This window comes from Alteromonas sp. R7, from assembly GCF_055755235.1.
Window position 1 is genome coordinate 329,371 of sequence record NZ_JBVTQX010000004.1, and the last position, 24,541, is coordinate 353,911.

Annotated in this window: 22 protein-coding genes; 12 read left to right on the forward strand and 10 right to left on the reverse strand. The window is 43.9% G+C overall.

All coding sequences use genetic code 11. The annotated features are described in order from the left end of the window. Positions 1-4 precede the first annotated feature (4 nt). The 6 genes from AC0J2X_RS09095 to dapA all read right to left on the reverse strand — a co-directional run bounded on the left by AC0J2X_RS09095 (position 5) and on the right by dapA (position 7,549). The gene (locus AC0J2X_RS09095; protein ID WP_069944410.1) at positions 5-2,338 is read right to left on the reverse strand and encodes a sensor domain-containing phosphodiesterase; all 2,334 of its coding nucleotides are present in this window, start codon (positions 2,336-2,338) and stop codon (positions 5-7) included. 65 nt (positions 2,339-2,403) lie between these two features. Next, positions 2,404-3,588, reverse strand: coding sequence for a diguanylate cyclase (locus AC0J2X_RS09100; RefSeq protein WP_014949656.1), 1,185 nt, complete (start codon positions 3,586-3,588; stop codon positions 2,404-2,406). A gap of 170 nt (positions 3,589-3,758) precedes the next feature. Beyond that, positions 3,759-4,634: a DMT family transporter gene (locus AC0J2X_RS09105; RefSeq protein WP_069944411.1), complete on the reverse strand. Its 876-nt coding sequence runs from the start codon at positions 4,632-4,634 to the stop codon at positions 3,759-3,761. A 188-nt stretch (positions 4,635-4,822) separates the two neighbouring features. Further along, a complete protein-coding gene (gene purC, locus AC0J2X_RS09110; RefSeq protein ID WP_014949658.1) occupies positions 4,823-5,536 on the reverse strand; it encodes a phosphoribosylaminoimidazolesuccinocarboxamide synthase in 714 nt (237 codons plus the stop codon). 12 nt (positions 5,537-5,548) lie between these two features. Beyond that, positions 5,549-6,652: an outer membrane protein assembly factor BamC gene (gene bamC, locus AC0J2X_RS09115; protein ID WP_039227636.1), complete on the reverse strand. Its 1,104-nt coding sequence runs from the start codon at positions 6,650-6,652 to the stop codon at positions 5,549-5,551. Positions 6,653-6,664: 12 nt separating this feature from the next. Then, on the reverse strand, positions 6,665-7,549 hold the full coding sequence (dapA, locus tag AC0J2X_RS09120) for a 4-hydroxy-tetrahydrodipicolinate synthase (protein WP_014949660.1): 885 nt from the start codon (positions 7,547-7,549) through the stop codon (positions 6,665-6,667). Between the two features lie 178 nt (positions 7,550-7,727). Between dapA and AC0J2X_RS09125 the strand changes: the two genes are divergently transcribed. Continuing rightward, entirely contained in the window at positions 7,728-8,291 is a 564-nt protein-coding gene (locus tag AC0J2X_RS09125; RefSeq protein ID WP_014976680.1) for a glycine cleavage system transcriptional repressor, read from the forward strand. Next, on the forward strand, positions 8,269-8,733 hold the full coding sequence (gene bcp, locus AC0J2X_RS09130; protein ID WP_014949662.1) for a thioredoxin-dependent thiol peroxidase: 465 nt from the start codon (positions 8,269-8,271) through the stop codon (positions 8,731-8,733). Before AC0J2X_RS09125 ends, bcp begins: the two co-directional genes overlap by 23 nt. A 160-nt stretch (positions 8,734-8,893) precedes the next feature. Here the strand turns inward: bcp and AC0J2X_RS09135 are convergent, their stop codons facing one another. Then, a complete protein-coding gene (locus tag AC0J2X_RS09135; protein ID WP_069944412.1) occupies positions 8,894-9,967 on the reverse strand; it encodes an AI-2E family transporter in 1,074 nt (357 codons plus the stop codon). A gap of 344 nt (positions 9,968-10,311) precedes the next feature. On the opposite strand from AC0J2X_RS09135, the gene bepA reads away from it, so the two are divergent. Continuing rightward, on the forward strand, positions 10,312-11,775 hold the full coding sequence (gene bepA, locus AC0J2X_RS09140; protein ID WP_014949664.1) for a beta-barrel assembly-enhancing protease: 1,464 nt from the start codon (positions 10,312-10,314) through the stop codon (positions 11,773-11,775). A gap of 17 nt (positions 11,776-11,792) precedes the next feature. Here bepA and AC0J2X_RS09145 read toward each other — a convergent pair whose 3' ends face one another. Next, positions 11,793-12,305: a TlpA family protein disulfide reductase gene (locus tag AC0J2X_RS09145; protein ID WP_039227634.1), complete on the reverse strand. Its 513-nt coding sequence runs from the start codon at positions 12,303-12,305 to the stop codon at positions 11,793-11,795. 218 nt (positions 12,306-12,523) lie between these two features. On the opposite strand from AC0J2X_RS09145, the gene arsC reads away from it, so the two are divergent. The 4 genes from arsC (at position 12,524) to AC0J2X_RS09165 (ending at position 15,977) form a co-directional block, all read left to right on the forward strand. Next, positions 12,524-12,877, forward strand: a complete 354-nt coding sequence (gene arsC, locus AC0J2X_RS09150) for an arsenate reductase (glutaredoxin) (RefSeq protein ID WP_014949666.1) — start codon at positions 12,524-12,526, stop codon at positions 12,875-12,877. Further along, positions 12,877-13,467 (forward strand): NAD(P)H:quinone oxidoreductase, encoded by a 591-nt coding sequence (gene wrbA, locus AC0J2X_RS09155; protein ID WP_069944413.1) that lies wholly within the window; start codon positions 12,877-12,879, stop codon positions 13,465-13,467. Before arsC ends, wrbA begins: the two co-directional genes overlap by 1 nt. A gap of 76 nt (positions 13,468-13,543) precedes the next feature. After that, positions 13,544-13,966, forward strand: coding sequence for a DUF2069 domain-containing protein (locus tag AC0J2X_RS09160; RefSeq protein ID WP_039220793.1), 423 nt, complete (start codon positions 13,544-13,546; stop codon positions 13,964-13,966). Positions 13,967-14,009: 43 nt separating this feature from the next. Further along, positions 14,010-15,977, forward strand: coding sequence for a hypothetical protein (locus AC0J2X_RS09165; protein WP_069944414.1), 1,968 nt, complete (start codon positions 14,010-14,012; stop codon positions 15,975-15,977). 104 nt (positions 15,978-16,081) lie between these two features. Here AC0J2X_RS09165 and hda read toward each other — a convergent pair whose 3' ends face one another. Next, complete coding sequence (gene hda / locus AC0J2X_RS09170; RefSeq protein WP_014949670.1) at positions 16,082-16,819, reverse strand: DnaA regulatory inactivator Hda; 738 nt, start codon at positions 16,817-16,819, stop codon at positions 16,082-16,084. Positions 16,820-16,825: 6 nt separating this feature from the next. After that, entirely contained in the window at positions 16,826-18,277 is a 1,452-nt protein-coding gene (locus tag AC0J2X_RS09175; RefSeq protein ID WP_278712026.1) for a DUF2066 domain-containing protein, read from the reverse strand. 304 nt (positions 18,278-18,581) lie between these two features. On the opposite strand from AC0J2X_RS09175, the gene purM reads away from it, so the two are divergent. From purM to AC0J2X_RS09200, 5 genes are all read left to right on the forward strand, one after another. Beyond that, the gene (purM, locus tag AC0J2X_RS09180; protein WP_014976688.1) at positions 18,582-19,622 is read left to right on the forward strand and encodes a phosphoribosylformylglycinamidine cyclo-ligase; all 1,041 of its coding nucleotides are present in this window, start codon (positions 18,582-18,584) and stop codon (positions 19,620-19,622) included. Continuing rightward, a complete protein-coding gene (purN, locus tag AC0J2X_RS09185; RefSeq protein ID WP_014979424.1) occupies positions 19,619-20,269 on the forward strand; it encodes a phosphoribosylglycinamide formyltransferase in 651 nt (216 codons plus the stop codon). Before purM ends, purN begins: the two co-directional genes overlap by 4 nt. Next, a complete protein-coding gene (locus AC0J2X_RS09190; protein ID WP_231506486.1) occupies positions 20,229-20,990 on the forward strand; it encodes a DUF3108 domain-containing protein in 762 nt (253 codons plus the stop codon). The genes purN and AC0J2X_RS09190 overlap by 41 nt, the downstream gene beginning before the upstream one ends. 386 nt (positions 20,991-21,376) lie before the next feature. Continuing rightward, positions 21,377-23,839, forward strand: a complete 2,463-nt coding sequence (gene fadE / locus AC0J2X_RS09195; protein WP_014976690.1) for an acyl-CoA dehydrogenase FadE — start codon at positions 21,377-21,379, stop codon at positions 23,837-23,839. Continuing rightward, a complete protein-coding gene (locus AC0J2X_RS09200; protein ID WP_187446553.1) occupies positions 23,823-24,536 on the forward strand; it encodes a CAP domain-containing protein in 714 nt (237 codons plus the stop codon). The genes fadE and AC0J2X_RS09200 overlap by 17 nt, the downstream gene beginning before the upstream one ends. The last annotated feature ends 5 nt before the right edge of the window (positions 24,537-24,541 follow it).

Consider the following 24,541-nt stretch of genomic DNA (forward strand, 5'->3'; position numbering starts at 1 on the left):
TGCGCTAGTGCCTCTCCCAAAAGGACTCAAAGTCTGATTTGCTGAGCGGTTTTGCAATGAAATAACCCTGCGCATAATCACAGCCCATGCTTTTTAGAATATCGTATTGTTCTTGTGTCTCGACACCTTCCGCTACTACCTTTATTCCGAGTTTATTCGCCATCACAATAATGGCTTCGCACAGCACCTTATCATTGCTAACGTCAGTCATCGACTTCACAAAGCTCCTGTCAATCTTGATAAAGTCTGTAGGAAAGCGCTTTAAATAAGAAATAGAGCTGTAACCTGTACCAAAATCATCCAACGCGATATCAACGCCTGCTTGCCTAAACTGGAAAAGCTTCTTGGACACCATCTCATTGGCTTCCATTAATAAGTTTTCCGTGACTTCAAGAAGTATAGAACGCGCAGAGATCTTCTGGTCTAAAAGCAGGTTTAACCATTGAGTTATATTAGATTCTAAATTGAAGTAGTGGCTAGGTGACGTATTAATACTCACCTGCAGCTCTTGACGGTTTTGGGCTTTCCATTGTTTGATATTGGCACAGACTTCATTAAATACCCAATTACTGATATCAATGATGAGTCCAGATTCTTCAGCAAGTGGAATAAATTCATCGGGTGTAATTCTCCCCTTCGTGGGATGCTGCCATCGAAGTAACGCTTCAGCTTTCATCACTTTCTGGCTGCTGAAACATGCAATTGGCTGGTACTCAATAAATAATTCTTTGTTCTTAACTGCATAGCGCAAATCATTCAACAAGGTCATTCTCTTGATTGCTGCAGTTTGCATGTCGTGGGTATAATACTGATAGTTGTTTTTACCGAGATCTTTAGCACCGTACATCGCTTGGTCGGCATTCTTTAACAGGCCTTTGACATCTTTTGCGTCGTCCGGGTATAAGGTGACACCTAGGCTCGCGCTAGTATGCACACGTTCCAGTTCTAAACTATAAGGTTTTACAATCTCGCCAAGTAGCTTTTGTACGACCAGTTCTATAGAACTTAGACCTTTAATGCCGTTTAGGATAATGACAAATTCGTCACCGCCTAATCGGGAAACGGTGTCATCTGAACGCAAACACTGCTTTATTCTTCTGGCGCACTCAATTAAAAGCTTATCACCTATATCGTGACCAAGCGTGTCATTAATATCTTTGAAATTATCAAGGTCCAAGAATATCACCGCTACCTTATCGCTCTCTCTATCGGCAGCCTTAATGGCTAACTGTAAGTGATCCAACATAAGGTTTCGGTTAGGAAGTCCTGTCAAAGAATCAAAGTTGGCTTGCTTCCATATAAGTTGATTCGCCAGCTCTCTTTCAATAGCGATGCTAGCGATATGCGCGAACTGTTCGATTAAGCGCATTTCGTCCGCTGTCGGTACTGCTCTTTCTCTATGATAAATTGCAAAAGTACCAATAGCGTCACCATTAGCTCCTTGTATTGGCTGTGACCAACAAGAGCATACACCAGCGCGCAATGCTAAATCTTTCCAATCGGTCCAAAACGGGTGCGTACTGATATCTTCAACAATGGTCGGTAAGTTCGTCGCAGCTGTATTTCCACATGATCCCCTGCCTACACCAAACTCAACGCCATCGATAGCGTCGTTATAAAAGTCGGGTAAAGAAGGTGCAGCACCCTTTTTCAGCTTGCCATCTTCTAATAGCAGGATACTGCAAATTTGATCTGTGTATTCGGCCTCTATAGCATTCACAATGTCGTGGAGTACGGTATGCAATGACTCTGCATTTACCACTTTCTCTAAAATAGCGCTCCTCACACGGGTGATTTTTTGTGTTTGAGCTAGCTTAAATTGGTACTCTTCCAACTGAGTTGAGAGATCATTGAATTCTTGTCGCTGTAGTTCCGACTCTACAAGTTTTGCAAGCTGCTCTAATTGCTGTATTTGAACGCAATTGAATATTTTTGGATTATTATCCGACACACATAGCGTTCCCACCGCAACCCCCTCTATCATCAGCCTAACACCCGCGTAAAAACGAATGTGAGGATGACCAACCACAAAAGGATTGCTTTTGAAGCGAGGGTCCTCTTGAGTATCTGGAACGACTAAGGTTTTGTCCTGCGCTATAGCATGGGCACAAAAGGCGACATCCCTTTCTGTTTCAGTCATATCGAGATTAATAGCCGACTTAAACCACTGCCTACTGTCATCGACAAATGTGACCGATGCGAATCTACAATCAAAAATGCTACTCGCTAGTCGAGTAATACGGTCAAAGCGCTCTTCTGGTGGGGTATCGAGCACTCTCAGTTTGTTGAGTGCAGCTAGCCTCTCATGTTCATTTACAATAGTCGGGGGTGTGCGCACAACTCACTCCTAAATCCAACACGGTCGAATTGCGCACATTGTGCAACACGCTTTCAATAGCGAGGTTAAGCCAGTTGGACATTATTTCTGCCGCTCTCTTTGGCTTTATATAATGCGTCATCGGCTTCCGATAGTGCTGACTCAATAGTGTCATGATGTTCTTTTACATAAGATACACCCGCACTAACAGTGATATCAATAAACTTCCCGTTCACATCTAGAGGGTTTTTACTTATTCGATCTCTTAACTTTTCAGCTAACTTGAAGGCGCCTGCGCGGTCGGTATCAGGCAATAAAAGTACGAATTCCTCACCGCCAATGCGCGCTACGCAATCTGCATTACGCGAAGACATTTTTAAAATTTTTGCTACGTGTTTAATCGCTTTATCACCCATGTCGTGGCCGTGAGTGTCGTTGATACGTTTAAAAAAATCGATGTCGATCATCACCACTGACAGCGATCGCTTGTAGCGGTGACTAGCCGCTATTGCTTGTTGGGAAACAATCTGAAATGCCCGTCGATTTAGTAAACCAGATAGGTAATCAAAATTAGCGTCTCGCTGGAGCTTAGTGGCAAAACGACTTACCTTTGCCACCATTGGACGAAATATGAAAAACGCTTCAACTAATATGGTGAGAATAATGATGCCCAACACTACGTTTTGTGCATTTCTAAGGTCGTTTACTTTTTCCAAACTCTCTTTTTCATATTGCCCAACAATGTTGTGTAACGGTGTTAGCAGGTCGCTTTCTGCGAGTTGTAAAAACATCAAACTTCCGTTAGAAAACTGGACAGCGCCAACATTACCATTTTCTGAAAGTGCGGCCCTTATCTCGCCCTCAAATAACTTTATTTTCTTATCTACATCAGAGGGAGGCATAAAATAGAGGTTATACAGTTCTTCAGAAAGTGGGCTGGGTTGACCTTTTGATAATGCTTCAAAATGTGGTGCTAGCAGAAACTGATGGTTTTGCTTCATTTTCTCAATCGCAGCTATAGAGAGTCTTTTTGATTTTTGAGCGCCAGTTTGCAAGTAATCGACCGCAAACATACTGGCTCTTTGCGAAAGCATGCGTTGCTGACCACTTACGTTAACAATTTTGCCAGTATTGTTCTGCTCTGAAATGACTTCATCTAACATGAAGTGAACAACCAGAGACAGTACCGCAATCACTGAAAGCGAAATAACATAAGTTAGCGTTAACAATCTGCCTGGATTTCTTATCGTTATTGGATCTTCTGCGTTCATTACTACGTTCCCATTATTTGGTGATCTACTACGTTAGCACTGTTGGAAAATTCAAATATTGCTCTTTAGTCTAGAAATATGCGTTAACGCTCCCCCATTAAACTCTATAGAACTATTTCGCCACGGCGGAAAATAACGCTTTTGCTGTTTTAAACGTAGCGTATAAAACGCTATTTTTTTATAACCAAGTAGATGCCACCCAACGTAGCTATTGAAGCAACCAGGATCTGCATTGTGAGTGGCTCACCAAGCGCGATCCACCCCATCAGCGATGCTATGACAGGCACGCTCAGTTGCACTGTCGCGGCGGTGGTTGATTTGATAAGGGGAAGCGCGCTGTACCAAATAGCGTATCCGCAACCCGATGCAAACATCCCTGATGCAAGCGCGTAATAAACACCCTCGCTATCTAAGACAAAATTATCTGCGCCCACGAAGCAAACCACACCAACCAAAGGAACACAGAAAAACGCGGCATAGACAAAATTACCCGATGTAGATAAAAGGGCTGAGCTACTTTTTTTACCCAAAAGCGAATAGACGCCCCAAGCCATACCCGCCAAAACCATAACCGCGCCAGCTAAAAGAGGCGGTGCTGCCGCGCTAGGCAACAGTAAGATAACAAGGCCTAAAAATGCCAACACAAACCCCAACCACTGCCATTTTTTAAATCGCTCGCCATTGAACAACCCTACGGAAATCATAGTGAGTTGCACGGCACCAAATAATAAAAGTGCCCCCGTTCCCGTGGACATTGAAATATAGGCATATGAAAAGCAGATAGCGTAAACGAACAACGAAATGCCACCGAGTACGCTGGCGTTGGTTTTTAGGCCATGAAAAAGGCCTTGAGAAGGCACGCTCTCACTTTTGCGACGTAGGAAATAAGAAGACAAAAGTAACAACGCTATCGCCCCGCTCGCTAAGCGTAAGATAGTAAAACTAGCAGGGTCTATATCGGTGTTAGCAAGAGCCATGCGGCAAAGTAGCGAATTAGCAGCAAATGCAATCATGGCAATAGCGACCAATACAAAGGTTTTCAACAAACCGAATCTCCCTAGTTTTAAACGCAAAAATGCTTAGCAGTACACTAACTTATCCCGTAATGCATCGAAAAGTAAATGCTTAAACGCAAGAGACAATATTTTACAACGACGTAGACAGGTCAAACTGCCTAAAACGAAAAAGAGGACCGAAAGGTCCTCTTTAAATTAGTTATTACTTGATGAGAGTTTTAAAGCGATAAGCCTAAGCGCTCAGCCACTTCAATATAGGTCTCGACTACAGAGCCCAAACCTTGTCTAAAGCGGTCTTTGTCCATCTTTTTACGGGTTTCTTTATCCCACAAGCGACAGCCATCTGGTGTGAACTCATCACCTAGTACGATATTGCCATCTTTGTCGACACCAAACTCTAGTTTATAGTCTACAAGCAACATACCCGCGTCATCAAAGAGTGCTTTCAAAACACTGTTAACCTTGAAGGTCAATGCTTTCATTTCAGCAATTTGCGCTTCGGTTGCCCAACCAAATGATAAAATATGGTAGTCATTTACCATTGGGTCGTGAAGTGCATCATTCTTTAAGAAAAACTCGAAAATAGGTGGGTTAAGCTCTTTGCCCTCTTCCACACCCAGTCTGCGAACTAAAGAGCCAGCAGACAAGTTTCTCACCACACACTCAACAGGGATCATGTCGAGCTTCTTAACCAAAGACTCAGTGTCAGAAACCAGCGCCTCAACTTGCGTTGCAATGCCTGCTTCTTCAAGCTTTGTCATAATAAAGTGATTAAACTTGTTGTTTACTTCACCTTTGCGTTCTAGCTGTTCAATCTTCTCACCATCAAACGCCGAAGTGTCGTTTCTAAAGTGAAGAATAAGTTTATCGCTATCATCAGTGTAATAAACAGTTTTTGCTTTACCGCGGTAAAGCTCGTCGCGTTTTTCCATTCTCAGTCTCAGTTATATATCAAGGTTATCTTCTGACATGACCTCAGCAAATGCACTGTAAAGGTCGGAAACCTGATTTGCTTCAAACGGTACACTTTCATTATTCATGAAGGTAACTGACGTGCGATCCGCACCCGCTCTTGCAACTTTCAAACGATAGTCACCTTTCTTTAGCAACTCTTTATCGCTTGAGAATAAACCATCCCACCAACTACCTTGATCACCATTGTAAGTGACAAATAATAGGCCGTTTGATTTATCTAAATCTTTAACGTCAAAACCAAGCTTACGCAGTACTAACAGCATTCTTGGCCACGCTACATCATACTTAGCTTCTACGATATACGCCGCGTCACCATCGGCATTAAAGCCCATCTCGGTATTGATACCCTGACGGATACGAGCAATTCTTCGTGTCTCTGCTAGCTGAATTTGGTACTCATAGTGACCAACAACTTGGTTCAACACCTCAACTTCTTCGCGACGTTCTTCCATTGAAGAGACTTCTGCAACCACGTCGTTGCCCAATGTTTGCATATAGTCCTTTAATTCAACAGTAAGCGCAGCACTACGGCCGTGAGGTTTAACGTCTAAGCTGAATTCAAAACGTCGACCGATTTCGCTTTCTTCATCTATAAAGCTATACCAAGGACCTTCGACTTCTTTAGTTATCACCATCCAGTCAGTAACCAGTACTTTCTCTTCTGGACTAAAGCTATCTACACCAATACCTTGTTCATCTAAGAAACTTAAAAGCGAGTTCCAAATTGCTTGGCTTAGCGGCTGACTATCGTCAACCTGGTCAAACCAAATGGTTGCTGAACTCTTACCTTCCTCAATGTGAGAACCCGTAACTAACGGTAAAACTAATGCTGGCGAGCGAACCATCAACGACTTGCCCACCAAATTTGAATCGGCCTCTTGACCTAACTCAGGTAATACAAAATCACGAGAAAAAGCAGGTGCATCTAAGTCAGAAGGTACTTTTAGCGATTCTTGTTCTTTAGTTTTTAAGTATTCGTAGCTGCCAGACGCGGTCTTTCTATCTATTTGGCTTGAACAACCTGCAAGTGCAACCATCGCTACTGAACTTGCTATAGCCAGCGTTCTTTTCATCTGTGTTCCTTATTAACCAGAAATCAATGCGTATTTTTTTAGTAGTTCTTCGATACGTTTTTGGCTTGATAGTTCCGGTAAAACCATAGGTAATCGCATAACTGCGCTTTCCATCATGCCCATTTTATACAATGCCCACTTCGGCATTACTGGATTTGGTTCAATAAATAGTTCGCTGTGAAGTAATTTAATGGTTTCATCGATATCGCGACATTTATCAAAATTATTTTCTAGCGCAGCTTCACACATTTGTGCGATTGCTTTAGGCACTATGTTAGCCGTTACGGAGATAACGCCATGACCGCCTTCACACATAAACTCGCAGCTTGAACCATCATCGCCGCTAAGTAAAACGAAGTCATCAGGAACCAAAGGCTGAGTAGCCTTAAGGCGTGCAATATTGCCAGTCGCGTCTTTAAGACCAACGATATTTTTGTGCGTTGCTAATTTAGCCACCGTTTCAGGCAGCATGTCGGCTACGGTGCGGCCTGGCACATTGTAAAGAATAACAGGTAAGTCACTAGCGTCTGCAATTGCATTAAAGTGCGCGACCATACCCGCCTGTTGAGGCTTATTGTAATAAGGTACTACGCTTAGGAAACCGTCTATACCTGTAGAGCCTAATTGCTCTGTAAGAAAAATAGCCTCTGCCGTAGAGTTTGCGCCACTGCCGGCAATAACCGGAATTGCTCCTGATGCCATAGCAACAGTTTCTTTAACCACATTGATGTGTTCATCAAAAGGTAGCGTTGCTGACTCACCAGTAGTTCCAACCGACACTATACCGTGGGTGCCCTGCTCTACATGAAACTTCACAAGTTTCTCTAAAGACTTGTAATCAATATCGCCGTTTTCGAACATCGGCGTGACGAGTGCTACGTAACTACCAGTAAACATAATCTCTCCGAAAAATGTGAGCGCACATGGTAAATATGTCGGTGCTTAAACACAAGTAATAGCGCAAGTAAAATGACAAGAATTTGACAATATCTTATTCAAAGGCAAGAAAAAGGCGCTGACTTATAAAAAAACTCTGTGCTAACATCCCGACATTATTAACATTGAAGTGAAGTAGATGTCGAAACACCAACTTATCGTCACCATCTTGGGGACAGACAAAAGTGGCATTTTAAGCGAAATTGCAACGACGGTATCAGAAGCTCAGTGCAATATTCTAGATAGCAGGCAAGCCATTTACGGCAAAGAGTTCTCGTTGACCATGATCATAGAAGGAACGCAAAGCGCTATCACAAAAGCTGAATGTATTTTACCTTCGCTATTTCAGCGTCTTGACCTGCTTTCTATGATGAAGCGCACTAGCCATCACGAAAAGCAAAACCTTGCCCATCTTTTTAATGTCGAGTTTAGTGGCGAAGATGCAGCTGGCTTGATTAAAGCGGTGACCGGCTTTTTTGCCGAGCGTCATGCAATGATAAGTGCATTTAGACAACGCACATTTAAAGACAAGACATCGGGTAAAGACAACATGCGCTGCAAATTTGTTGTTTCTCTTCCCTCTAATGAAAATGTAGACGCACTAGAATCTGATCTAATGTCCCTGTTCACTTCGTTAAATGTGACAGGCAAAGTTGTAGACAAACAAAAAAAGGATCCCAATGAAAACGTTACAAGCTGGTGATAAAGCCCCACAATTCTCATTGCAGAACCAAAATGATGAAACCGTATCTTTAGCTGATTTCGCAGGTAAAAAAGTACTGGTTTATTTTTACCCTAAAGCGATGACGCCTGGTTGCACAGTACAAGCCCAGGGCTTACGCGACGTAAACGAAGAACTAACGGCGAAAAATGTGGTTGTGCTAGGAATTAGCCCAGATGCAGTTAAACGCCTGCCTAAATTCATCGAAAAAGAAAACCTAAACTTTACGTTGCTTTCTGATGAAGACCACGCCGTTGCCGACGCTTTTGGTGTGTGGGGACCTAAAAAGTTTATGGGTAAAGAGTATGATGGCATTCATCGCCAAACATTCCTCGTGGATGAAAACGGTGTTATTGAGCACGTTTTCAACAAGTTCAAAACAAAAGAACACCACACCGTAGTACTTGATTATCTAAACAGCTAAACCGGTATAGAATTTAAAAAGCCCCGATAACATTATGTTTTCGGGGCTTTTTTATACTTGTTCAATTCGTATCAGTGTTTACCTATAACGCCTATTTGAATCAGTACTCGTTTTGAATCTCGTACTGGATGGCGCTGACTGGTTCGCCAAATGGGAATAACTACTTTGCCTCTTCGGGTACAATAACGGGGTTACTAGACCACGCTGTAATTACCGCCTTCACGAGGGTAGCGAGAGGAATAGCGAAAAATACGCCCCAGAAACCCCAAAGACCTCCAAACACTAATACTGCAACGATTATATAAAGCGGATGCAAGCTAACCGCCTCCGAGAATAGCAGCGGTACCAACAAGTTACCGTCTAACGCCTGAATAATGCCGTACGCTATCATTAAATACCAAAATTCTGGTGAAATACCCCACTGAAACATAGCGACAACGGCCACGGGTATAGTAACCACTGCTGCACCGATGTACGGAATAAGTACTGAAAATCCCACCAATACGCCAAGCAAAATAGCATAACGTAAGTCCATCAATACAAACGTTACGCAGCTCACCGCGCCCACAATTATAATCTCGATCACTTTGCCGCGAATATAGTTGGCAATTTGAGAGTTCATTTCGTGACCAACTTGCGTAATTAAGCGTCGCTCCTTAGGCAGCAAGCGAGATATGCTGTCTAAAAAGAAAAGCTTATCTTTTAGCATGAAAAACACCATAAGCGGTACGAGGATCACGTAAACGAGCAACGCAGCTAAGTTGGCGATATTACTAAACGAAGCAGAAATAAGGGTTTCGCCCACCTCAACCAATTTGTCATTTAAACCTTCCATCATTTGATGGATTTGATATACCTGAACGTAATCTGGATATTTGTCCGGAAGCGTTAATATCCATTCTTGTGCTTTCTGCCATATTAGCGGCGTTTCTTGAATCAAGTTAACGCTTTGCTTTGATATAATTGGAACAAGGCCAATTAAGGTTAATATGGTTATAGTGAGAAAGCCGAGCATTACAACGACGCAGGCGAGCGTTCTACTTACACCGACATTTACCAAGCGACAGACTGGCCAATCGAGTAAATACGCAATCACTGCTGCAACCAACACAGGCATAATTAGCCCGCCCCACAATAGCAACACTGCCGTGGTCAAAAGGATCAAGATAAGCAACATTGCTGCATCAGGATCAGAAAATTTGCGTCGGTACCAACGACCAAAAACGCTAATCATATAAACGCCTAGAAATTACTAAGAATAGGACACGCATCATAGTTGATAGCGCTAGCACTTAGCAATAAGTAGCACTTAAGAATCTTTCAAAATCAAACTGGTATGATGTTTTTACAGTATAAGCATTAGTGTGTAGAGTGGTTGTTACAACAGTAAAAGAATAAACTGGATGCGTTCGTGTCGCATTGGTATAACTGACGTGTCATAAACGAGATGGCATAGGCGATATTGCCTTGTGTCTTCGAAAATGATGCATATAAGAAAAAAATAAAATTTGAAACTGTTTAGCAACTTAGCGCTCTAAGGATTAAGCAGTATTAACCGTATACAATGATTGTAGGTTCATGAGAAAAAAGTTTTCAGCATCTTTGGTTGCCCTTTCCTTCGTGCTCACATCGAGCCTAACGGCTGTTGCACAAGATGCCAATTACAGCAATAAAAATGCGTTACCTGAAATAGGTGTTGTTGCGTCAGACGCCATATCGCTTGATAAGGAGATGATCGTAGGCGATGCCGTAATGCGGCAAATGCGCGGTCAAAGTCCTGTAATCTCAGATCCGGTGCTGGATGAATATTTACAGGATGTTGGCAACCGATTGGTTGTCCATGCTGACAACGCCAAATTTCCTTTTGAATTTTTCTGGGTAAATAATGATGCCATTAACGCGTTTGCGTTTTTTGGCGGTCACATTGGTGTTCACACAGGTTTAATGCGTCGTGCTGAAAATGAAAGTGAACTGGCTTCGGTGCTAGCGCACGAAATTTCTCACGTGACTCAACGCCACATAGCACGACGTATGCAGGCGCAGCAGCGCTCATCTCCCCTAGCCTTGGCGTCACTTATTGGCGGGGTGCTAATTGCTATGGCCAACCCAGAAGCGGGTATTGCGGCCATGCAGGCAGGAACCGCAGCCTCTGCACAATTGCAAATCGACTATACCCGTTCAAATGAACAAGAAGCCGATAGAATTGGTATCGCAATGCTTGCTCGTGCGGGTTTCGATCCGAGTGCGGCTGCTTCATTCTTTTCTACCATGGCGGAAGAGTACCGCATGGTTTCTCGTCCACCCGCAAGGCTGCTCACTCACCCTTTAACCGAAACCCGTATTGCTGATGCGAGAAATCGCGCTGGTGACTACCCTAGACGCTACTTACCCATTAACAAGCAATTCGAGTTGGCTAAAGCACGCATAAAGGCACGCTACTCGTTTAAAGCTGATTACGCTGTAGAATATTTCGAAGCGGCCGTGGCTCAAGACGTACAGCGCAGTAAAGAAGCGTCATTATATGGTTTAGCGCTTGCTTATATGCGCGCCGAAAAAATCGAAAAAGCCAAAGACATTATGGATGAGTTAATAGCAAAAGATAGAGGAAACCTCTTTTATCTCGACGCTATGACAGATATCTATATTTCGCAAGGTGAGCCTTTAAAAGCCGTTGAAATGCTAAGACCCCACGTTACGCATAACCCTAGAAATCAAGTATTGGCACTAAACCAGGCCAATGCTTACATAAGCGCAAACAAATATGAAGAAGCGGTGTCTCTACTTAAGGATTTCCTGCTGGTTAAAAAAGATTATCAATTGGCACATCAGTTGATGAGTGAGGCGTATCAAAAGTCGAAACGTTTCTCGCAAATGCATCAGAGCAAAGCGGAAGTATATGCATTGTATGGTGCTTATAACCGCGCGGTTGACGAACTTCAATATGCGTATAATTTCGCAGGCGATGATCACCTTGAAAAACAAAGAATCAGAGCGAGAATAAAACAATTTCGCGACCAAGAAGAGCGTTTACAACGACTCTAGACCATCGCACTTCCCTGCTATTCGTCAGCGCCTTTCAATTCAGCTAGGCGCTGACGCAGATGCGCTGCCGTAATTTCTCCCATTATCGTATCCTTTATTTTCCCATCAGGTCCAAGAATAAACGTTGCTGGTAAATAAGGGGGTTTTTGCATGGGCAGTTTAGTGTCTGGTGAACTTATAATAACAGGCAAATCAATATCAAACTTCTCAGCCATGGCTTTGAGTTCAGGCTTCGTTTTAAGGTCGTAGTTAATAGCAAAAAGACGGGTATCGTCAGGTAGCGACTGATTAAATGTGACGAGCTCAGGCATTTCTCGTAGACATGGTGCACACCATGGCGCAAAGTAATTTACCACAACCCACTTCCCCTCAAGATCTTGCCAAAGGTAAGCAGTTCCATCTAATGTTTCAAAGTCATGTTGAAGACGCTGATACGTATATGCACCGGCAAACGCAACAAGCGCTAACAGCACTAGAAAGAGTATAGGCTTTATTTTTCCTGCATTGCTTTTTGGCTGTGACAACAACATATAACCTTCTAACTTTGACTATTTTTTCATAGTGCCAGATTCTTACTTCGCGCACTAACATAAATTCAACCACGCTTTTTAAGCACCGTTTTCCAGAAACGATGCTGTAAACAAAGAATAGTACGAATTTATTACCCGTTATCGGTAAACTGCTTGATATTCTATGGCAAAAACGCAATAGTTCGCGCCAATTCATATAATCATGAACAAGAGTATTTATGACAGACATTACCATTATTCACAATCCTCGCTGTTCAAAGAGCAGACAAACCCTAGCACTACTTGAAGAGCAAGGTGTAGCGCCTGTTATTGTTGAGTACCTAAAGCACCCTCTTGACGCAAAAGAACTGAAAGAGATATTTAAAAAACTTAACCTTGGATCGGTTAGAGATATGATGCGTACTAAAGAAGCAGAATATAAAGATGCTAACTTAGGTGATAGCGCACTGTCTGATAATGCGCTTTTTGAAGCTATGGCTCACACGCCTAAGTTGATAGAGCGTCCCATTGTTATAAATGGCGAGAAAGCCAGAATTGGTCGTCCGCCAGAATCTGTCTTGGAAATTGTATAGTGCAACCTGTTCTCGTACTTTATTACAGCCGCAACGGCAGCACAAAGCGATTAGCTGATGCCATCGCCCAAGGAGTATCGTCATTAGATGTTCCTGTGATAGTACGTACAGTCAAGAGTATCAGCGATGCAGCTAATGACGCGGCATCTAGTGCTGTACCCGAGGTTTCCCTTCAGGAACTCGAACAGTGCAGTGCCCTGGCGTTAGGTAGTCCTACGCGTTTCGGCAATATGGCAGCGCCAGTAAAACATTTTTTGGATTCTACAAGCAGTCAATGGTTAAAAGGCGCGTTGATTGATAAGCCTGCGTGCGTGTTTACATCTTCTTCTTCCATGCACGGCGGCCAGGAATCCACATTACTTTCCATGATGGTTCCGCTTATCCATCACGGCATGGTGATTTGCGGTTTACCTTACAGTGAGCCTGCGCTACACAACACCACAATGGGTGGCACCCCTTACGGTGTAACACACGTCGCTCATCACAGTTTAAGTGCACCAGAGCAATTGAGTGCAGATGAAAAAGCGCTATCCATTGCTCAGGGTAAGCGACTTGCAATGTTCGCTAAAAAGCTAGCTGACAACGCCTAACAGTTACGTTATTTGGCGCATAAAACGTAGACCTTATAAAGAACATTAAAAAACAAATTGTTTCGGAGACATTACCATGGCACCAGATACGCGTTTTTATCGCTATCTCGCACTTATAAGCCACACCGGGTTAATCGTATGGATAACACTGTGGCAATTTACTTTTACTAAAGAGCATACTTACTCTCCTTTGTTTATTGCCTTGTTTTATATTTTACCTTTATTGTTACCTTACTGGGGTATATTAAAAGGCAAGCCATATACTCACGCATGGGCCAATTTTGTCGTTTTGTTTTACCTCATTCACGGATGCACTGTGGCATACGCTGTACCTGATGAACGTTGGTATGCAGTGGTAGAGATTATTCTATGCACGGGTATGTTTGTCGGCTGTAGTGCGTTTGCTAGAAAACGTGGTCGTGAATTGGGTTTGGGCCTTAAAAAGCTTAAAGAAGAGATGCAAGAAGAAAAAGCACGCTTTGAGCAAGGTCAACAATGATCATGTAATACACAGCGAAAACACATGCTGCCAAGGGGTTAATATGACACGCCATTTGCCTGAACTTACATTAGTAATCGCATCGTTATCGTTACTTGCAGCATGTGGAGGCTCTGGTTCAGGCGATAGTTCAGCCCCAAGCACTCCTTCCATTCCTCCAACCATTAGCATTTCAGGCCCTACAAACGCCGTTGTAGGCGATGCGGTCGACTTTGCTGTCGCCTCGCCTACTGGCCACGCTATTGTAGATATCGATTGGCAAGTCTCAGGCGTATCACAGCAGCCTCTCAGTGCTCACACGCAGGCTATCGGCTTTGATGTTACCTCTTCAGGTAGCTTCGATATCGCCGTAAACGTTAGCTTAGAAAATGGCACAACGCTTACAGACACCATAACGTTACAAACGAACGAAAGTACCGCGCCGCTAGCCGCATTACGATTGGGTCATGAGGCATCCGAAGGCGGCAGAGTTTCTCTTCGCGTTGACACCGTTAACTCGCAAGGGTTAACAATCTCAAATATCACGTGGCAACAAACGTCTGGACCAATCGTCAATAACTTCAACTTTGATGAAGGCGATTATTCTCATTCGATATATTTTCAAGCGCCTCGAGTCAGCAACGACACAATCATTGAAATAGAAAGTACCGTTACACTCTCAAATGGCGAGGTGTTAACCGATAGCGCGCAAGTTCTAGTGAAAAACATCGACATTAACAATAGCGGCTTTTTTGTAGATGACGAGACAAGTATTCCCGAAACGGTAAGCGCGCATATGCAGCCCTATAGAGCCGACAGCCCTTACGCGTCGGCACTTATTGATTGTGTTTATAACAATCAGGTTTCAAACAGCTGTACGTTCTCTCAGCTACCACTGATTGGCCAAGTCACCGAAAGCCCCACTATCGATGATATTTTAGATAGAACATACGTCTCGCATCCGTGGATGGGCGATGCATTTAGAACGTATTTAGAAACTTCAGCAACCCGTGATGACATGCTTAAGTTACTACGCGCAACTAACGCGATTGTGATTTCTTACGATATCCGCCCGTCATTTTATTGGGTTGCCACTGGTGCCATTTACTTAGATGCCAACAACTTTTGGCGCACACCGCAAGAGCGAGACACGCTAAATACTCGCCCAGATTATAGAAGTGGTTTTGGTAGTGAGCTCGATTTTACGACGTCATGGCGCTACGTGAAAAACGGGGCCTATTATTTTCCTAATATCAGCACAGCGAACGTAGCAGATAGACTTCCACGTGACGTGAGCGATGTAGAAGCAGCATTAAGCTATTTGCTATACCACGAGCTAGCTCACGCCAATGACTTTTTCGACTACACCGAATGGCAACAACTCAGCAATAGCGCGAGCCCACTGTCGTCTTATGATGACAGCTCTCCCATTTCTACGGGGCTAACAACTTCATTGCCTCTTACGTCGTCACAACTCCATGCTTTGGCCGAAGTTCGATACGGCGGCGCAACCGCTTCAAGCGCGCAGCGAAATTATACCGCGCTACAAGTGGCAAATTGGTTTGAGGATGATGGTGCGGTTGCTTTCTATTCTTACTTTACGGAACGAGAAGATCTCGCCATGTTATTCGAGCGCTTCATGATGCTTTACCGGCTTGAGGCAGAAGCGGATGTAGGCGTATTTACAAGAGAGACACTGGAAGACGGCAGTTTCATTCCCACTTGGGCTCAGAGAAACCGTGTTAATGATGATAACGTTACTATGCGCGTAGATTACGTATTAAGTAGAATTTTACCCGAACTCGATGTACCTGCTATTCAAGCGTCACTTCCAAGCCCTTATCTGCTTCCGAACGATATTACTTGGCGAGACTCTGCGTCTAGTACAAATCCAAACGTACAGACTGCGAGCGATAAGTTAATGCTACAGCTCGACGGAAACAATTCGGTTACTTCCGATGGAACTCTAATGACGGTAGCAGAAGAATTTAGCACCACATCAAGCGCTCATAGTTTAAGAAAAGAACAATAAACGGCAACAGAGCAGCGATTTGTTTATTTTAGGTTAAGCTCGCGCTTTGGCTAACTTAGGTTAAGCTCGCGCTTTGGCTAACTTAAGTTAAGCTCGCGCTTAGACTATCTTAGGTTAAGCTCCCGCTTAACCATGCCCACCGATAAGCGTTTTTGTTCTTGGAGTGAGCGTGTGTCTAAACGAGCTAATAGTGACATGAGGCTTTTTAGGTCTCGTTCACTATGGTGCAAAAGAAACTGTAGTGCTTGGTTTGATAGCTTTAACCCACGTTCCGCTGCACGTAAGCGCACGGCTTCTTCACGACCATTGTCATCCAGTTGGTTTACGTGATAAATAACCCCCCACGCCAAGCGAGAACGCAAGTCAGGTAAAACAAAAGCCGGGTTAGATGGGCCTAGGTGACTAGAACAAAGTACCATGGTTTGTTTAGTCTCAATCACTCGGTTTAACAAATCGAACAACGCTTCTTCCCAACGTAAATCGCCCGCTATCGCGTGAATGTTGTCTAATGCGATTAACGAAAGATTCTCTAGGCCTTCGAAAATATCGAGCGACCACGCTTCGTAATTATTAAGATTTAAATAAAGGTGACTAACCGATTTTTCGGCTAGTTGATGACAAGTGGCAAACAATAAGTGACTTTTACCGATAGCGGTACTGCCTAGTAAAGTAAGCAAAGGCAGCTGAAGCGATGCTAAAGGCCCCAATTCAGGAGCCTCGCGCCAGTGTGGCAGCGCATCTGCAATCTGCTCAAGGACTGAAACTACTTCTTCGTTACCCGTATTGACAAAACTATCGAAGTTTTCGTCAACAGGTAGCGTGACAGGCAAAGGCAGCTGCATGCTAAATTAATTGCTCCAATAGAAACTGTGTCCTTTCACGGTTTGTCCGTACGAATCGGTTACGGGGCGTAATTTGCTTTCTAGTTTAATACTGTTAAGTAAATCGTCCACCGTTCCAATTAATGTAAGTGAGTACGTGGCAACAGAACCAGATTGCTCTACTAGTGTAGCGTTTTCAATCACACTTAAACTATTTAAATAGTCAGTAGCGCTGGCGTAACTTTTTACCGAGCCAATATTGGCAATCGATACCTTGATAACTTCTCGCTCAGACGCTTCGATTCCTACGATGGCATAAAGCGACGATAAGTAATTTGAGTAGGCATCGATTAACTGATTGCCAAGAGCTTCGGGCGAATCACCGTATATGCTGCCATAGCTAACCTTACCGCCACCAACGAACACCCAGTCTAGTGCATAGTCACCTTCATCGGCACGCTTCGCATAGTTGGCAAACTCGTTCATGGTGAACGGCATCGTTGTGCTCTCTTCCTGCGCCAGCTCCTTCGCCGAGGTTCCGTCAGCATTATTTAAGTTTTGGTTTGTAGCGTCATAACCGTCGTTCAACTGAGCATCAACACCGTTATTCATCGCACCAGACTCAACGTTATCTGAAAAAGTGCGCTGTGCGTCCGTATTATCTACACGCGGATTTCGCTCATCGAAACTTTGTTCATCAGCTTGTGCTCTAAACTGTGCTTCTTCATCTAGCACGCTATCAAGAGATTCTACTGTGCCAGAAGGCACAACATTTTCCGGCAAATCAGGAATTGCACTCGCGTCGTTACGATAAACTCTGGCACCAATAATGTTGTCGACGCTATAGCGTGTAGATGCTTTGCGCAAAGGCTCAACAAATCGTCCCCACACATCATAAGTAGAAATATTTACATTGTCGGTAAGGTCCATTAAAGGCAAGCTTAATGGTACGCCTCGTTCTTTCGCTGTTTGTTTGAGCGTATGTTGTAATTCTGTATTGAGAGATTCATCTAAGATGACGCGAGTTTCGTTTTCGTCTTCCTGCGCAAGCCACACTATCGTTTCAGGGCGTCTATCACCCCAGAGCGGTAGCATTTCACGCTGAAGAAGTTCATTGAGTTTTGCTTGATCGAACTCCGCAACGTAATACGTTCTACCTTTGTCAAAAGCAAATCGATAGGAACGAAGCAGCGATTGAGGCGACGATAACGCTGCTCTAACACCGGCATTATCGAGCACGCTTGTGCTGCCCGACATCTTCACAAAAACCTGCCTTAATGCTTTTTTAAGCGCGTTTTGTTGGGTGCGCTGAGTTTGATCTTCAACTTGAATCTGCGCTTCGTTGACCACAACGCGTTGAGCCGCATTTATAAAGGGGGCGTAATTCAGCGCAGCAAGAAATGAAATGCCCAGAATGCCTTTCAAGCTAACTCTCGTTAAATTAGTTCCATTGGTGTTACGCTTTACTGCCGTTAACATTGACACTCCATACTCTCTTAAAATCAATTCCTTACCTATCGAATCGTCAGTTAATCTCGTTTACCTATATACGGTAAACTTGGACTAACCTGCGCGCAATTCACTCTATTTTTTAGAGCGAGACATTTTATCAAGCAAGATGTTCACCAAAAGATAGCCTTCTATTGTCATTTATATTGGGTTTAATTTCACCCCTAAAATAAAAAAGATCAAAAAGCGCATAAAATAGCCTTCACAAATTGGACTTGTGACGACTTGCTGGTAGAATCCGCGGTTTTCTACCTCTTAGTTTCAGGGCCCAACCGTGAGCGAAAATAAAACCTCTTTAAGTTACAAAGATGCAGGCGTAGATATCGATGCAGGTAATCAACTTGTTGAACGCATTAAATCTGTTACCAAGAAAACCCATAGACCAGAAGTGAAAGGTAACCTGGGTGGTTTTGGTGCACTTTGTGAACTGCCTACTAAATATAAAAAGCCGCTACTTGTTTCAGGTACTGACGGCGTGGGTACAAAACTAAGAGTTGCTATGGATGCTAACCGTCATGACGGTGTTGGTATCGACTTAGTAGCAATGTGCGTAAACGACCTTATTGTTCAAGGTGCTGAGCCCCTATTCTTTCTAGATTACTACGCAACTGGCAAGCTTGACGTTGATGTAGCCGCGTCGGTTGTTACCGGCATTGGCGCCGGCTGTGAGCAAGCAGGTTGTGCATTAATTGGTGGTGAAACAGCCGAAATGCCTGGAATGTATCACGATGGCGACTACGATATTGCAGGCTTCTGCGTAGGCGTGGTTGAAGCTGATAAGGTTATTGACGGCACTAACGTTAAACCAGGTCAAAAACTAATTGCACTTGGTTCATCGGGCCCTCACTCAAACGGTTACTCATTAGTTAGGAAGATCATTGAAGTTAGTGGTGCAGATGTAAACGCTGACCTAAACGGCAAGCCTATCATCGACCAACTTCTTGAGCCTACTCGCATCTATGTTAAATCAGTATTGGCATTGCTTGAAGAAGTGCAAGTAAGCGCTATTTCTCACATCACGGGCGGTGGTTTTTGGGAGAACATCCCTCGCGTATTACCTGAAGATGCGAAAGTGGTTATTGACGAAAGCACTTGGGAATGGCCTGCAATCTTCTCTTGGTTACAAGAAAACGGTAACGTGACTCGCCACGAAATGTACCGCACGTTTAACTGTGGTGTTGGCCTTGTAATCGTTGTTGACGAAAGCGATACCGATGCTGCGCTGAACATTCTTAAACAACACGGTGAAAATGCTTGGGTTATTGGTGATATCGCAGCAAAAGATGGCGAAGAGCAAGTAGAGATCAACGCGTGAGTAACAGTGTAACCAAACTATGCGTACTTATTTCAGGTAATGGCAGCAATTTACAAGCCATTATCGATGAAATAAAAGCAGGCCGTCTGAATGCAGAAATCAGCGGCGTGATCAGTAATCGCCCTACTGCTTATGGTCTGGAACGCGCTAAAGAAGCCGGGATCAATGCGGTTTGCTTAGATCATACAGGCTTCGATTCACGTGAGTCTTATGACGGGGCGCTCAAAGCACAAATTGAGGCTTTTGGCGCAGACTGTGTTGTTCTTGCGGGCTTTATGCGTATCTTAACACCGGAGTTCGTCGACAGCTTTGCTGGAAAATTAGTGAACATTCATCCATCTTTGTTGCCGAAGTACAAAGGTTTGAATACGCATCAGCGAGCTATCGACAATGGAGACAAGGAGCACGGCGTTAGCGTGCACTTTGTTACACCGGAGCTCGACGGCGGCCCTGTTATCATTCAAAGCCGCGTACCTGTGTTTGAAGACGACACAGCAAGCGACCTGGCCGAGCGTGTTCAAGAACAAGAACGTCGTATCTATCCGCTTGTACTATCTTGGTTTAGTGCAGGCCGATTATCGATGCGAAACAATAAGGCAGTTTTAGATGAGCAAGAATTACCAGAATCTGGTTATGCAAGCGACTAAGCCTTTTGCTTTAGGCGCACTGTTAGCAGCATCGCTTTCAGTAGCCGCGCAAGCAAACCCTAGTACAGAAAATACGGATAGTGCAGAGCTACCGCTTCAGCCCTACAAGGCAACCTATACCGCTTACAAATGGGGTGACGACGTAGGCGAAGCGAATATTGAGCTCTCGAAATTAGGTGACCAACAGTATTCTCTAATTTACACGTCAAAAGTGTCTAAGTTTTTCTTGTCTGACAAACGCAGTGAACATTCTATTTTTACTGTTAATGATAATACCGTCGTACCCTCTGAGTACTACTATAATCGTTCTGGCACAGGACCTGATAAAGAGCTTAAGGTAACGTTTAGTCATCAGGGACAAGGCAAAATTGCAGTCGAGAATGGCGAAACGTTTGATTGGAACGGTGAATTTGATAATCAAATTTATCGTATTGACCTTGCAAAGCAGTTAGCGGAAGGTAAGACATCTTTAGAATACCACTTCGTAAATTATCGTGGCGAACTTCGTCACTACGGCGTTCAAGTGGTGGATGAAGAGGTATTGTCTTTACCTTTCGGTAAAATTGAAACTGTAAAAGTTAAGCTTATTCGCGACTCAAATAAGCGTGAGACGTTTGCTTGGTTTGCGCCATCACTTAACTACACGTTAGTTCGTCTGCAACAGTTCAAAGAAGGCGATGAACAGGGCGATATCAAACTGAAATCGTTTGAGACGCAGTAACGCGTAAAGATAAACCGTTTTTTGTCTCAACAACTTTTTCACAATTGTTGAATAAAGCACGTTATGAACTAGCATTCAGACGTGCTTTTTTATTTACACTGTTGCTGTCTTATCCTCACGTAACCTCTTCTCGTTTCGCAAAACAATTCACATTCTAAATCAGTATTTATAAGCAACGACTATACTTATAGAGCGGATAACGCACTACCCTATTATTTATGTCGTTGTTAATAGAATATTCATGTAAAAATCTTGATCTTTGCCCTATTAAATAATAGGTTTACAGCATGCTGGTCTGACCTCGATCTGTGACTGCTTTTCATAAAGCAACTCACTATGCTCCAGATAAGACTAGCGTAACGTTTAACGCCTTTCAGGAGTGAAGTATGGCAGATTTTATATGGTTTTTACTGGTCGTTCTGACACTAGCGGTAGCTAGTTATCAGCGAACCAGCTTGGTAACAGCGGTTGCCATGGGCGCAGGTGTTATGATTTTAGGCACCCTTTTCGGTGACATCGGCCTGCTTGGTTGGGTAGTGTTCCTTGCTTTAACACTGCCGTTCACGCTTGCAAATATCAGACAGCAGCACATCTCTAAGAAGCTGCTAGCCTTCTACCGCAAAGTTATGCCTGAAATGTCGAGCACTGAGCAAGAAGCTATCGACGCAGGTACGGTATGGTGGGACGGTGATATTTTCAGCGGCAAGCCAGACTGGGATAAATTACACCGCATTCCGAAAGGTCGACTCACTGCTGAAGAGCAAGCATTCTTAGACGGTCCTTGTGACAAAGTGTGCTCAATGGTCGATGAATGGCAAATAAACCATAAAGATGCTGATCTTTCACCTGAAATTTGGCAGTTCCTTAAGGAACACAAATTCTTCGCTATGATCATCAAGAAAGAGTATGGCGGTTTAGAGTTTTCGGCATATGCCCAGTCTCGCGTTCTTCAAAAACTTGCAGGCGTAAGCGCGGTGCTATCAAGCACAGTCGGTGTACCAAACTCATTGGGCCCGGGCGAATTACTTCAGCACTATGGTACAAAAGAGCAACAAGATCATTATCTTCCCCGTCTTGCTGCCGGTGAAGAAATCCCTTGTTTTGCATTAACCGGCCCAGAAGCTGGCTCTGATGCAGGTGCGATCCCTGATGTTGGCGTTGTATGTAAAGGCGAGTGGAATGGCGAAGAAGTGTTGGGTATGCGCCTAACGTTTAACAAACGCTACATCACCCTTGCGCCTGTTGCTACGGTTATTGGTCTTGCCTTTAAACTTCAAGATCCTGAAGGTCTTCTAGGTGATAACAAAGAGCCGGGCATAACATGTGCCCTTATTCCTCGCGACACTAAAGGTTTAGAGATTGGTCGCCGTCACTTCCCACTCAATACGCCATTCCAAAATGGCCCTATTAAGGGTGAAGATATTTTCGTTCCAATCGATTACATCATTGGTGGTCCGAAAATGGCAGGTCGCGGCTGGCGCATGCTGGTTGAATGTTTGTCGGTAGGTCGCTGTATTACCCTTCCTTCATCTGCTGCTGGTGGTGCTAAATCAGTATCTCTTGCAACGGGTGCATATGCACGTATTCGTCGCCAGTTCCGTATGCCTGTAGGTCATATGGAAGGTGTTGAAGAAATGCTTGCGCGCATTGGTGGTAATGCATATTTGATGGATGGCGTAACACGCTTCTCAACGGTGGGTGTAGACCTTGGTGAGAAACCTTCTGTTATCTCGGCTATCTGTAAGTACCACTTAACCGAGAAGATGCGTCAAATCATTAATGATTCGATGGATGTTCACGGCGGTAAAGGCGTTATGCTTGGGCCAAACAATTACCTTGGTCGCGGCTATCAAGGTGTACCAGTATCAATTACGGTTGAAGGCGCAAACATTCTAACCCGTAACATGATGATCTTTGGTCAAGGTGCAATGCGTTGTCACCCTTACGTGCTTAAGGAAATAGAAGCTGCGTCTATCGAAGACAAGAAAGAAGCGTTGAAAGCGTTTGATAAAGCGGTATTCGGTCATATTGGCTTTGCGGTAGCTAATACTGTTCGCAGTATTTGGTTCTCGTTAACCAATGGCGCATTCAGCAGCGCACCGTTCACTGACGAAACGGCGCGTTACTACAAGCTACTTCAAGGCTACAGTGCAAACTTAGCACTACTAACCGATGTCTCTATGGGTGTGCTTGGTGGTGATCTTAAGCGTCGCGAGCGTTTATCAGCGCGTTTAGGTGACATCCTAAGTGGCCTTTACATGGGTAGTACAACGCTTAAACGCTTCGACGAAGAAGGTCGTCTAAAAGAAGATTTACCGCTTTTACATTGGGCAATGCAAACTACATTGCACGATATCGAGACAGCAATTGATGACTTCTTGGCTAACTTCCCTAACCGCGCAATCGCTGCAGCGCTTCGCGTTATGGTGATTCCGTTTGGCCGACGTATTGGTAAGCCTTCAGACAAGACAGAACATGCTATTGCACAAATGCTTCAAACGCCTTCAACTGCACGTAGCCGTTTAGGTTATGGTCAGTACCTCACCCGTGAGGAAGGAAGCTTGTTTGGCGATCTTGAGCAAACTCTTGATGATGTACTAGCAAGTGAGCCTATCTTCGAACGTATTTGTAAGCACAAAAAAGCTAAACTACCGTTTACCCGTTTAGATGTGCTTGCTGACGAAGCGCTAGCAGAAGGAATTATTAACGAAGAAGAAGCGAATCTACTTCGTAAGACTGAAGCTGGGAGACTTCGCACTATCAACGTCGATGATTTCGACCACGAAGAATTAGTAGCGAAGGTTAATTCCAACACCACTGCTAAGAAACGAGGTGGCAAAGCTGCTTAATTTCATACCCAAACAAAAGGGCCGCTCTCGCGGCCTTTTTCGTCAACGATTCATTCTATTAACATCACTCACCTACGTATTTTCTAGCCTTTGCTTGGCCGACCAAACAACCTGCGGAAATACCGAACAAGCGAGAGAACTCTCTTTATTAATTGCTAACGACAAAGGTCAACAACGTTCGGTACTAAAATGTAATCCTACGCTTGTTATGCTGGCTGAAACAAAAGCCAAAGACATGGCTGAGAGAGGCTTGGTGTCTCACTTTTTGGGCGGCAGTCCGAACACTCGCATTCGCAATGCTGGTTTAACGTTACCAGAATATTATGGCGATGCGATGAGCAATCAAGTGGAGGCCCTTGCTGGTGGTTATATAACAGCTGATGACGTGTGGTACGCACTTAAAACATCGACTTCACACCGTCAACACTTGTTAGCAGAGTTACCTTTTTATCAAGAACAAGATCAAATAGGTATTGCCTTTTACAAAGATTACTCAACGCCTCACGTTGAATACTGGGCTATATACTTGACCAAGCTGATTGACACGGAAACGTCTAACAATGACTTAAAGGATGACACAACAACTACGCTTCTAATAAAGCGTCAAAAGAAGTTTGACCATGTCCCTGATAAAGGTCTTGGGATCGTCACGGAAAGTGGTGAAATTATTTTACAGCCAAAAAAACCGGATGATTAATCCGG